This is a genomic window from Neorhizobium sp. T25_13 (assembly GCF_002968675.1).
Lineage (GTDB): Bacteria > Pseudomonadota > Alphaproteobacteria > Rhizobiales > Rhizobiaceae > Neorhizobium > Neorhizobium tomejilense.
Window position 1 is genome coordinate 328282 of sequence record NZ_PVBI01000003.1, and the last position, 11919, is coordinate 340200.

The following is an 11919-nucleotide window of genomic DNA, read 5'->3' on the forward strand; positions in this document are numbered from 1 at the left end:
GAAGCCGGTCGGGCTACACCGCCTGGAACGTCAGGCTGCTTCGGACGGCTTGACCTCTTCCGCGATCCGGGCGCCATTTTCCCGTTCGGCAAGCGCAAGCTCATAGGCCGTCTGCAGATCGAGCCAGAAACGAGCGGTGTTTCCAAAATACCGCGCCAGTCTCAGGGCCGTATCAGGAGAAATACCGCGCTTTCCGTTGAGGATGTCGGTGATCCGCCCTGAAGGCAGGCGGAGTGAAAGGGCGAGCTGGTTGGCCGACAGACTGCGCGCGGTCAGTTCGCGTTTCAAAATGCGACCAGGATGAACTGCCATCATCTGCATATCCTTCCTAATGATAATCGACGATCTCCACATCCCAGGCATCTCCATCCCTGAACGTGAAGCAGATTCGCCACGGCCCGTTGATCGTCATTGCCCACTGCCCTGAGCGACTTCCGGAAAGCTTGTGAAGGCCGACGGACCTTAATGGGCTGAGATCGTTGAGGGATGATGCCGCGTGGAGCGCCGCCAGCAACTCGATCGCGGCCTCTTCGTCCATCCCCGAAAACTTGGCTTTGCCGTCCTCGGCAAAGCGGCGGGTAGAACTATTCGCCCACGACTTGATCATGGCTGAGCGTACTACGCTCAGCGTAGTACGTCAATCTCCTCCGCACCCAAGCAGGGCCTGCTTGGTCACTGCCCGCTGGCGGTCGCTCCGAGCGTGCCCCATTCGCGGATCGCGTCGTTGAAGGCGCGTTCGCCATCCGGGCCCTTCTGGAGGGTCAGCAGCGCGCGGCGGCCGTTGCGATAGGCGATCGGGATGTCGATCCAGTTGCGGCTGCGCAGAAGCTCCAGATTGGTCGAGCGCGCATCCGGGAAATCGTTGAGCGCGATCATGTGGAAGTCGTCGGTGATCTTGGCAGGCACCGCGATCAATGCATTGCCGCGATCCTGCTCGCTCGCCTTCATGGCAATGCGCTGCACGCTTTCGATCGCACCGCCTTCGAAATCCGGCGGCACGGCGAAGACGATCTCGACCAGGTGGCTCGCCGGCAGCGACGCATCGGTGTTGCGCTTGAAGGTCATCAGCGCCGTCAGGCCTCTACCCGGCACGTTGATACGTCCCTGGACGACCGGTTCCTGCCGGCCGTTGGCACCTGCCTCGCGCTGCAGCGACCAGGAGACCGAGCCCTCGATGGCCGTCGGCGCCGTCTGGCCGATCCGCTCCTCATAAAGGAACATCTTTTCGCCTGCGACCGCCGGAGTATTCGCCGGGGCCGCCGAAGGCGGGCTGGCGGGCGGCGTGGCGGCATTCGGAGCCGGCACCACCGGTGGCGTCTGAGGCGGCACCACATTGGCGCTGCCGTTCGGCGCGCTCGGAGTGGGCGCCGGTTGCGCCGGAGGATTGGCGGGCGGAGCATTGAGCTGCGCGACCGACTGGCCTTCCGCATTCTGCGCCAGCCCGGCGGTGACACCCGGCCCCTCGTCGACCTCGCGGCCGTCGGCCATCAGCCGCTGCGTAAACTTGGTCCCGGCTGTCGATCCGTCCGCCGTTCGCGGCGCGGCAGGCGTATTGGCCGCACCGTTCTGTGGCGGCGTCGCAGGGGTGGAAGGCGTCGAAGGGGCGCGGTTGGGCTGCGGTGTCGCGGGTGCAGGCGCCGGTGTCTGCTGCGCCGTCTGGCTTCCGGGTAGGCTGGACTGGATCAGGCCGTCGACCATGTCGTTCAGCGAGTCGCGGTTCAGCCAGATCGCGTAACCGCCGCCGCCGACCAGTGCCAGACCGACGACCGCCAGCACGATGCCGGCATAGTTGCGCTTGCGCACCGGAGTGACCCGATAGGGCCTGGCCGGCGCATGCATCAGATCGTCCGCATCGGCATCGGTGTGGAGGGTGCTACGCGCGCCACCGCCCGAAGAGGACGGAGCATCCTTGTTGAAGCCGATCAGCTCCTCGAGATCACCCCACGGATCGCTGTCGGCCGGTTTCGCCGGCGCGGCAGCAGCCTTCTTGGACTGTTGCTCATCGAGGTATTCGGCGAAGGGATCAATGCCGGCAGCCGCTGCCGCTCCTGCCGCGGATTGCTCCGCGAGCTCCGGGAGATCGGCGACCGGCGGCATGCGGACCGAATCGGCCGACACATGGGTCTCCGGATCGAAATGAGCGTCAGCCGGAGTTGCAGTGCCGTGCGCATGATCGATCGGCACGACAGGACCGGCCGTGATCAGTTCCGGCACATCGTTCCATGCAGCGGCGGCGACCGTCTCCTGGCTCGACACCGGAGGCTCGGCCGGAGCCGGCACCTCCCAGCCCCAATCCTCGTCTGCCGATTTGGCCGGTTCCGGCGCCTGGTGAGCCTCGGCAGGCTGTTCGACCTCCATCCGGTCCTCGACCGGGTGCTGATCTTCAAACGGATGCGGTTCGCTGTGCCATGCCTCCACGAACTCGGGAGCGTCCTGCTGGGCAGTCTGCTCGCCGCGTGTCGGATAGGGGAAATCGTCGTCGGCCGATTCGCTTGCGGCAGTATCGGCCGGCTCGGCGGCAGCATCGACCGGTTCCGGCACAACCGGCTCCGAGGCCGGCAGGGGTGCGGCCGTCGGAAATTCGATCGTGCTCTCGTCGAAAGCCTGTGAAGGTTCGGGCGCTTGTTCGGAATGATCGTAGGGTGCAGCTTCGACTGGCGTCTCTTCCGACGGCACGTCGTCCCGCCAGTCACCATATTGCTGGGCTGCGGGCTCCTGCTGATCGGAAACCGCTGTTGCCTCTTCCTCCTCGTGGAGGACGGCCGGTTCGGAGACCGGAGGCTCCACCTCGGCAGGTTCCTGCGCGACGGGCTCCGGCTCGGCGGGTTCGGCGTGAACGACGGATTGTCCCGGCTCTTCATAACCGTCTTCGTAAAAGACGGGCCGTTCTGTGCGAACGGCGGGGGCTGATTCGGATGCGGCCGGCGTCTCTTCCGGCTCATGGGCTTCCGGTACCTGAGCCGATTCGGCAGCGTGTTGCTGGTCGTCCTGGTATTCCGAGGACTGCTCGGCCGGAGCCGCCTCACCGGCCGTCTCGGCATCTGCGGCAATTGCGCCGTCGGCTATCGGTTCCAGTGCTTCGGCATGTTCGCTCTCGACGTCGACGATGGCGGCTTCGAGCTTGTCGAGCTGCCGCCGCAGCATGTCTTCAGGCGGACGCGGCTTCATGTTCTCGAGTTGCCGCTGCACGGCGCCACGAGCCTTTTCATAAACCTTCGCACGCATCTCCGGCGTATTGTTCGCCAGACCGTCAACGGCGCGGCGGATCACCGCTACAAAATCAGCCATCAGCACTTTCTCATGTAAGCCGGCCCGAAGGCCGGCCGAATGGTAATCAATTCTTGACTTTAATCTTCAAACGGGTCGGTCACAAGTATGGTGTCGTCCCGCTCCGGGCTGGTGGAAAGTAGGGCAACCGGCGCACCGATCAATTCCTCGACCTGGCGGACATATTTGATCGCCTGGGCCGGCAGATCCGCCCAGGAGCGAGCCCCGACCGTCGATTCCTTCCAGCCTTCGAGGGTGACATACACCGGCTCTACACGAGCCTGGGCGCCCTGGCTTGCAGGAAGATGATCGATCTGCTCGCCGTCGAGCATGTAGCCGACGCAGATCTTCAACTCGTCGAGGCCGTCGAGCACGTCGAGCTTGGTGAGCGCGATGCCGGTAATGCCGTTGGTGGCGACCGACTGGCGTACCAGCGCTGCGTCGAACCAGCCGCAACGGCGCTTGCGGCCCGTGACCGTACCGAATTCGTGGCCCTTCTCGCCGAGGAACTGGCCGATCTCGTCCTTCAGTTCGGTCGGGAACGGGCCTTCGCCGACGCGAGTCGTATAGGCCTTGGTGATTCCGAGAATATAACCGAGCGCACCCGGCCCCATGCCTGAGCCGGCAGACGCCTGGCCCGCGACCGTGTTCGACGAGGTGACGAACGGATAGGTGCCGTGGTCGATATCGAGCAGCGACCCTTGAGCGCCTTCGAAAAGGATGCGGGCGCCCTTGCGGCGCTGCTTGTCGAGCAGTTCCCAGACGGTTTCGCGGAAGGGCAGCACGCGGTCGGCGACCGAGGTCAATTCCTGCATGATCGCCTCGTGCGAGACTTCCTTCTCTCCAAGGCCACGGCGCAGCGCGTTGTGATGGGTGAGGATGCGGTCGACCTTGCCCGGCAGCGTCTCCATGTCGGCAAGGTCCATGACGCGGATCGCGCGGCGGCCGACCTTGTCCTCATAGGCCGGGCCGATGCCGCGGCGGGTGGTGCCGATCTTGGTGCCGCTGTTGGAGGCGGCGTCCTCGCGCATGCCGTCGAGCTCGCGGTGCAGCGAGAGAATCAGCGTGGCGTTGTCGGCGACGCGCAGGTTCTCTGGCGTGACCTTCACGCCCTGCGCGCCCAGCTTTTCGATTTCCGCCAGCAGCGCATGCGGATCGAGAACGACACCATTGCCGATCACCGCGATCTTGCCCGGGCGGACGATGCCGGAGGGCAGCAGCGACAGCTTGTAGCTGACGCCATCGATGACGAGCGTATGGCCCGCATTGTGGCCGCCCTGGAAACGCACCACGATATCGGCACGTTCGGAAAGCCAGTCGACAATCTTGCCCTTGCCTTCGTCACCCCATTGCGAACCAACCACGACTACATTCGTCATCTGTGCTTCCTGTATTGCGGGCAATGCCCCACGCGACCACACGCACACCTTCCGTAGATCAATATTGATATACGGTCGATGCGCCAGTTTGATTTTACATGCACCGCCTTTGGCGGATGGAAACCGTTCAGAGGCATTGCAAACGGCCGCATCTATAAAGCCTCGGCCAAGGGAAAGCGACCTGTTTGTCACTCGGGCGTGGTTTTTACGTGACAAAACCGTGGACTGCACGCTATTCCCGCCCGTTATTTCCTGAAATCACCGTCATTTTCCGGCGCCGGAGACCATCTTGCATAAAAAGGCCTATCTCTCGCTCGTCATTGCAACTCTGGCCTGGGGCGGCAATGCGGTAGCGGGCAAGCTCGCCGTCGGCCATGTGAGCCCGATGATGCTGACCTTCTGGCGCTGGTTTTTCGCCGTCGCCATCATCTTCGCCATCTCCGTGCCGCAGTTCATCAAGGACTGGCCGGTCGTCAGGAAGAACCTGCCGATTCTCCTCTTCCTCGGCGTCGTCGGTTATGTCGTCTTCAATGCTGCGCTCTACACCGCCGTCAATTACACGACGGCGATCAACGTGACGGTCGAGCAGGCGGTCATCCCGATGCTGATCTTCGTCATCAACTTCGCCCTGTTCCGGATGAAGGTCTCCTGGGCGCAGATCCTCGGCTTCACCCTGACGCTTCTCGGCGGCATCATCACCGCCATCCACGGCGACTTGAGCGCCCTGGTGACGCTGACCGTCAACTTCGGTGACGCGATCATGATGATCGCCGTCGTCGCCTATGCAATCTACACGGTGGCGCTCAGATGGCGCCCGAGGATCGACTGGCGAACGCTGATGGCGGTCCCCGCCTTTTTCGCGATGGTCTTCTCGCTGCCGCTGGTATTCTGGGAATATTCCGCCGATCGCCTGATCTGGCCGGATGCGGAAGGCTGGGTCGTGGTTCTCTATACGGGCATCTTCGCCTCACTGATTGCGCAGGTGCTCTACATCAAGGGCGTCGAGGAGATCGGCGCCAACCGGGCCGGGCTGTTCATCAATCTCGTGCCGGTGTTCGGCACGCTGCTCTCGGTCGCCATCATCGGCGAAAGCCTGCAGCTCTTCCATGTCGTCGCGCTGGCGCTGGCGCTCGGCGGCATCGCCATCGCCGAATGGGGAAAACCCCATATGGACCGGTAATCCTGCTGGAAACGAAAACCGCCGGCCCCTGCAAAGGAGCCGGCGGTTTTCAGATCTTCGACCGGTGATATCCCGTCACCTGCAAACGCATCGAGGAACGGACTGGTCGGAAGTGCTCCTCAGCTTGCCATCGCCAGTCGTCCGGGCGCGAACGAGCGCTGGTCGCGTACGTTGTTTCGGCTCACTTCGAAGCGCGCCAGCAGTTCGGAAAGACGGCTGCTTTCCTGCGCCAGAGAAGCACCGGCCGCATTCATTTCCTCGACCATGGCGGCGTTCTGCTGGGTCATCTGGTCCATGTGGTTCACGGACGTGTTGATTTCCGAGAGACCTAACGCCTGCTCGTTTGCCGCGATGGCGATCGCCTCCATGTGCTGGTTGACCGCCGCGACAAGCTTGGCGATCTCCTTGAGACCGTCGCCGGTATCATTGACGAGAACCACGCCCTGGTTCACGGCGGCCTCGGAATTGCCGATCAGCGTCTTGATCTCCTTGGCGGCCTTGGCCGAGCGCTGCGCCAGTTCGCGAACTTCCTGGGCAACGACCGCAAATCCCTTGCCCGCCTCGCCTGCGCGGGCGGCTTCCACGCCTGCATTGAGGGCAAGCAGGTTGGTCTGGAACGCGATCTCGTCGATGACGCCGATGATCTGGCTGATCTGGTTCGACGCCATCTCGATCTTCTGCATCGCGTTGACCGCATTGGAAACGACCGTGCTGGAGTTTTGCGCACGGGAACTCGCATCGCGGACGATTTCCCGCGCCTCGCTCGCCCTTTCGGAAGTCTGCTTCACATTGGTGGTAACTTCTTCCAGCGCCGCCGCCGTCTCTTCCAGCGACGCAGCCTGCTGTTCCGTCCGCTTCGAAAGCTGGTCGGACGCGGTCGAGATTTCGTCGCTGCCGCTGCGGACGCTTTGGGCGGTCCGGTTCACGCCTTCGAGCGCGGTGCGCAACTGGCGGACCGAGCTGTTGAAGTCATGGCGCAAGGTTTCGAACTGCGCGGAAAATTCCTTGTCGATCTCACACAGCAGATCGCCGGCAGCAAGGCGCTGCAGACCGGAGGCGAGTTCGGAGGTGGCCTGGGTCAGCCGCTGCTCGGCTTCGGACTCTGCCCGGCGCTGGAATTCGATGCGTTCGGCCTCGGCCGCCTTGCGGGAGTGTTCGGCATCCGCCTCGAGCTGGCGGTTCTGCTGCGCAGCCTCGCGGAAGATTTCCACGGCGCGCGCCATGTCGCCGATCTCGTCGGTGCGGGCAGCACCCGGGATTTCGACGGAAAGGTCGCCGCCGGCGAGCGTCCGCATCACACCCGTCAACCGGCTGATCGGATTGGCGATCCGCACGATGACCGTGTAGATGCCGAGAAGCGAAAGCGCAAAAGCGATAACGGTCGCAACACTGTAGACGATGATGGATTGCTTTGCAGAAGCAGCCTCTTCTGCCGTCAACCTCGTCATCTCGTTGAGCGAGGCAGACGCCATATCGGCGATCGAAGACTGTGCGGGCGCGGCGGGCTTGCGCCAGTCGTCGACCGCCATGTCGAAGGGTTTACCGGCCTGGAATGCCTTGAGGGCAGCATTACGCTGCTCGGCATACGGCCCGCCGAAATAGGTCGTTTGTGCTGTCCGGTGGAGCGTCTTGATCTTCTCCGGGGTCGTCTCCGCGTTGGAGAGCTGGGTAATGACATCCCATGCGGTTGCCACGCGCGCATCCTGAACCGCAATTTCGGTCAGTTTCTCCGCCGCAAGCGGCTGTTTGGCGATCAGGGCACTGACGAAGGTGGAGTTGGCGGTGCCGAGCTGGGTGCGCGCCGTCCAGGCAAGGGAGCGGATCTGGGTGAACATGATCATCCCCGGCCCGCGCGCATTGATGGTAGCCTCAACCTGATTGGCGGCCTTCTCGAGATCGGCCAGCATCGTATCGGCAAGTCCGAGCACGGCTTTGCCGAGCGCCGGATCGCGATCCTTGACCGCCTGTGTGAGCGCCGTGTCCACATTTGCACGATAACCGGCCCACTGCGTATAGGCGTTGAGGACAGGAGAGATCGCACCGCGCAGGCTTGCCTGCTCGACGTCGGCGGCAAGCGTCTTTGCCGCCGAAAAGGCCTTGTCCATCGACTCGCGGCCGGTATCCATGTTCTTGCGGCTGGAGGCGACCTCTGCAGGTTCCAGCTTGATGGCGGAGGAAATGGCGCCGCGCTCGCCGCGCAGTCCGAGCAGTGCATTGAAAAGGGCTTCGTCAAGCTGTGCCAGTTCGGAAAGCTGGGTGGAGTTTCGGTAGCGGCCTATCTCCTCAGACAGCATCTTGCCCATGAGGCCCAAAATGCCCAGGCTCAAGACAACAAAAGCCAGTATCAAAGTATGCTTGATCGAAATCCGCACCTGCATCACTCCTTATTTCAAACAACCGCCGCGGGGTTGGCTGGTTCGGCGGCTTTCCGGACTTGCACGGGAAAGAGGCCCCAACCTCGCGCATAACGTTAAATATTCAATTAAATACAACGCGTTCCGGAAGCCTGCGGAATCATTTTGGAAGCTTGAAGCAGCCCGATTGCCGAGACGCGAAAACCCGCCTCCCCGAGGAGGGAGACGGGCCGGTCCGTCGTGCTGCAACGGACGGGAGCGCAGGAGAGACGCTCCGGATCAGATGTGGTGATGGGCCGGAATGATAGGGCGGCGCTCGCGGATCGGGCTCGGCGCCGGATCGACCGGCATGTCGATGATCGCGCCGTCATGGCGTTCGGACGCCACATTTTCGGACAGCACGCGAGCCAAACCGCCAACACCCGCTGCACGTGATTCCTTGCTGACAATCAGCGCCGTCAGGACCACGGCTGAAATGATGAGCTTCTTGATCATGGCTGCACCCTTTTCTTCAGGCGGCTTGGATGCCGTTTCTTGGATGAGTTCACCCTAGCGCTCGGATTTTTCGGGGCGCTTAAACGGATAGCTGCAATTTTAGTGAAATCGGCTTTTTTCCCGACTTGATACAGAAGGCTCGAAACAGCGCGCGCAAAAAGGCAGCGGAGTAGGCGGAAATTGATGCTTTTCGAGATGTGCCCGATCTCCTAACCCTCAAAAACGAGATGCAGAAAGGCAGGACAGCATGGGCAAGCCATTTTACTGGAACGAACTCAATTCACTCGATTTCGCCGGCCTTTCGCCCGACAAGGCCATCGCCATCCTGCCGATCGCCTCGACCGAACAGCACGGCCCCCACCTGCCGATCGCAACCGACGTGGCGATCGCCAACGGCATGCTCGCGGAATTGAAGGCGCAACGCCCCGAAAACCTCGATTTCTTGGTGCTTCCAACCCAGGAGATCGGCAAGGCGAACGAACACGTCTACGGCCCCGGCTCGCTCTCCTTCGGCCCGGAAATCCTGATCCCCGCCTGGACCGCGATCGGCGCCAAGGTGGCGGAGGCAGGGGTGAAGAAGCTCGTCTTCGTCAACTCGCATGGCGGCAATGTCGACATCATGAGCATCGTCGGCCGCGAGTTGCGCGTCCGCCACAAGATGGCGGTGATCGGCACGCAATGGGGACGCTTCGGCAACCCGCCGGGCCTGATCAGTGAGCACGAGCAGAAATACGGTATCCATGGCGGCGAAGTCGAAACCTCGCTGATGCTGCATTTCCGCCCCGAACTGGTGCGGATGGAGAACGCGCAGAACTTCGTCTCCAAGGCGGAAAGCCGCTCGAAATACATGCAACCGGCCCCGCCGCACGTGCTGTCCTGGGTGGCGCACGACCTGAACCCCAACGGCGTCGTCGGGGACGCCTCGAAGGGCACCGCCGAGAAAGGCGCGGCTATCTGCCGCCATCAGGTCGCGGGCTTCATCGAGATGCTGCGGGAATTCGAAACCTTCCCGCTTGACGAACTCTATTCCCGCTAACCCTCGTCGCGCTGCGCGTCCCGACCATGCGGCTGGGGCGGCAGATGGCCCTTGGCCTGCAATTCGGCCACCATCGCGGCAAGTTCCGACAGCAGGAATTCCACGAATAGGCTGGTCGCCGTATCGAGCGTCGTGCGGGCGCGGGCGAAAAGCTTCATCGGCTGGTGGCGTGCGTGCGGGTTGGCGATCGGCCGGAAGATCAGTTCGCCGCGGCGGCATTCCGACAGCACGTCGAGCGGATTGAGCAGCGTCAGCCCCGTGCCCGCCTTGACCAGCTTCTTCAGCATTTCCGAGGCATTGCTTTCCACCAGCGGCTCCACCGCGATCGACAGCGGCGATAGCGCCAGATTGATGATGTTGCGCAGGCTGGTGCCCGACTGTGCAAGCACCAGCGGCTCCTGCACGACATCCGCAAGGTCGACCGGCCCCTCTTCCGCCGCCAGCCGATGCCCTGGCGGCATCACAACGCCGATCGGGATGTCGAAGTTGGCGAGCGTGCGGATGCCGGGCGTCGCGGGGATGTTGAAGCCCAGCCCGAAATCCACCTCCCCCGTGATCACCGGCTGCATCGTGTTCGACGGCCCGTCGTTGCGCAGGAGAACCCGCACGCGCGGATGCTGTGCGACGAAGCGGGCTATGATCTCGGGAAGCGGCCCTGCGGCAAGCCCGACGGTCGAAACCAGCGTCACCTTGCCGGCCTGCGGCATCTTGAGGCCGCGGATGCGCGCTTCCATCCGCTCATAGGTCTTCAGCACCTCCCGGATATGCTCGATGCACAGTTCCCCGGCTGCCGTCAGCTTCAGTCCGCGCGGCATCCGCTCGAAAAGCGGCGCCCCGAACTCTTCCTCCAGGGCCAGAATCTGCCGGTTGATCGCCGACGACGCGACGTTGAGCCGAGCCGCCGCCTTGCGGATCGATCCGCATCGGGCGATTTCGTCGATATATTGAAGTTTTCGCGAGTGCAGCATTTTCTCCGAAGCCCCTCATTGCATGTTTTTTGATCATGCACCACAATTTGGCAGGTTAAAATTCGAGCGCTGCCCTAAAGGCATCAATGTGAACGAATTTTGATGCTTTTCAAAGAGCAACGCAACCGTACAAATGCTCACCATAAGCTGCTCTCACGATGCCGCACGGTTTAACAGGGGAACAAAGCGACATGTCCAAATCCTTGATGATGAAGAGTTTTTTTGCTGCCGTCGGCCTTTCGGCGGTGGCGCTGGCCGCTCAGCCGGCTGCGGCTCTCGATGAAGTATCCTATGGCACCAACTGGCTTGCCCAGGCCGAGCATGGCGGCTTCTACCAGGCCGTCGCCGACGGCACCTATGAAAAGCGCGGCCTGAAGGTGAAGATCGTGCAGGGCGGCCCGAATGCTGCCAACCGCTCACTCCTGATCGCCGGCAAGGTCGATTTCTACATGGGCGGCCCGCTCGGCGACATGGATGCCGTCAAGCAAGGCATCCCGCTGGTCAGCGTTGCCTCGATCTTCCAGAAGGACCCGCAGGTCCTGCTCGCCCATCCCGACGCGGGCGTCGAAAAGTTCGAGGACCTCGCCAAGATGAAGACCATCTTCATGGGCAAGGAAGGCTACACCACCTATTTCGAGTGGATGAAGAAGAACTTCAAAGGCTTCAAGGACGAGCAGTTCAAGCCCTACACGTTCAACCCAGCCCCCTTCATCGCCGACAAGGCTTCCGCACAGCAGGGTTACCTGACCTCCGAACCCTACGAGATCGGCAAGCAGGCCGGCTGGACACCAAAAGTCTTCCTGATCGCCGACGCCGGCTACGGCCCCTATTCGACGATGATCACCACCACGCAGACGATGATCGACAAGAAGTCGGATGTCGTGCAGCGTTTCGTCGATGCCTCGCTCGAAGGCTGGTACACTTATCTCTATGGTGACAATAAAGCCGCCAACGACTTGATCAAGAAGGACAATCCGGAAATGACGGATGGCCAGCTCGCCTATTCCATCGCCAAGATGAAGGAATACGGGATCGTCGTATCGGGCGACGCCGAAACCAAGGGCATCGGCTGCATCACCGACGAGCGCTACAAGAAGTTCTTCGAGTCCATGGTAGCGATCGGTGTCCAACCGGCCGACCTCGATTACAAGAAGGCCTATTCGACCAAGTTCGTCTGCAAGGGCGTCGGCATGGCGCTGAAAAAGTAGTCTCGGAAGAGCGCAACGGTTCATTCCCTCTT

The 11919-nt window shown here is 62.3% G+C and carries 10 protein-coding genes; 3 read left to right on the plus strand and 7 right to left on the minus strand.

Annotated elements, in window-relative coordinates; all coding sequences use genetic code 11:
* Positions 1-30: 30 nt before the first annotated feature.
* The 4 genes from C5J22_RS08680 to C5J22_RS08695 form a co-directional block, all read right to left on the minus strand.
* Positions 31-315 carry a HigA family addiction module antitoxin gene (locus C5J22_RS08680; RefSeq protein ID WP_105400899.1) on the minus strand — a complete coding sequence of 95 codons (285 nt, stop codon included), beginning with the start codon at positions 313-315 and terminating at the stop codon, positions 31-33.
* Between the two features lie 13 nt (positions 316-328).
* Complete coding sequence (locus tag C5J22_RS08685; protein WP_105414751.1) at positions 329-607, minus strand: type II toxin-antitoxin system RelE/ParE family toxin; 279 nt, start codon at positions 605-607, stop codon at positions 329-331.
* A gap of 65 nt (positions 608-672) precedes the next feature.
* A complete protein-coding gene (locus C5J22_RS08690) occupies positions 673-3288 on the minus strand; it encodes a hypothetical protein (protein ID WP_105437915.1) in 2616 nt (871 codons plus the stop codon).
* A gap of 59 nt (positions 3289-3347) precedes the next feature.
* Entirely contained in the window at positions 3348-4646 is a 1299-nt protein-coding gene (locus C5J22_RS08695) for an adenylosuccinate synthase (RefSeq protein WP_105400314.1), read from the minus strand.
* 289 nt (positions 4647-4935) lie between these two features.
* Here C5J22_RS08695 and C5J22_RS08700 point away from each other — a divergent pair, with 289 nt between their 5' ends.
* Positions 4936-5826 (plus strand): DMT family transporter, encoded by an 891-nt coding sequence (locus tag C5J22_RS08700; RefSeq protein WP_105437916.1) that lies wholly within the window; start codon positions 4936-4938, stop codon positions 5824-5826.
* Between the two features lie 119 nt (positions 5827-5945).
* On the opposite strand, the gene C5J22_RS08705 is transcribed toward C5J22_RS08700, so the two are convergent.
* Both C5J22_RS08705 and C5J22_RS08710 read right to left on the minus strand, forming a co-directional pair.
* A complete protein-coding gene (locus C5J22_RS08705) occupies positions 5946-8204 on the minus strand; it encodes a methyl-accepting chemotaxis protein (RefSeq protein ID WP_245440325.1) in 2259 nt (752 codons plus the stop codon).
* Between the two features lie 255 nt (positions 8205-8459).
* Positions 8460-8675: a hypothetical protein gene (locus C5J22_RS08710; RefSeq protein ID WP_105414742.1), complete on the minus strand. Its 216-nt coding sequence runs from the start codon at positions 8673-8675 to the stop codon at positions 8460-8462.
* 247 nt (positions 8676-8922) lie between these two features.
* Here C5J22_RS08710 and C5J22_RS08715 point away from each other — a divergent pair, with 247 nt between their 5' ends.
* Positions 8923-9711 (plus strand): creatininase family protein, encoded by a 789-nt coding sequence (locus C5J22_RS08715; RefSeq protein WP_105437917.1) that lies wholly within the window; start codon positions 8923-8925, stop codon positions 9709-9711.
* On the opposite strand, the gene C5J22_RS08720 is transcribed toward C5J22_RS08715, so the two are convergent.
* Positions 9708-10679 carry a LysR family transcriptional regulator gene (locus C5J22_RS08720; RefSeq protein ID WP_046635069.1) on the minus strand — a complete coding sequence of 324 codons (972 nt, stop codon included), beginning with the start codon at positions 10677-10679 and terminating at the stop codon, positions 9708-9710. The two genes, C5J22_RS08715 and C5J22_RS08720, sit on opposite strands and share 4 nt — an antisense overlap.
* 191 nt (positions 10680-10870) lie before the next feature.
* On the opposite strand from C5J22_RS08720, the gene C5J22_RS08725 reads away from it, so the two are divergent.
* Positions 10871-11887 (plus strand): ABC transporter substrate-binding protein, encoded by a 1017-nt coding sequence (locus C5J22_RS08725; RefSeq protein WP_105437918.1) that lies wholly within the window; start codon positions 10871-10873, stop codon positions 11885-11887.
* Positions 11888-11919 lie beyond the last annotated feature (32 nt).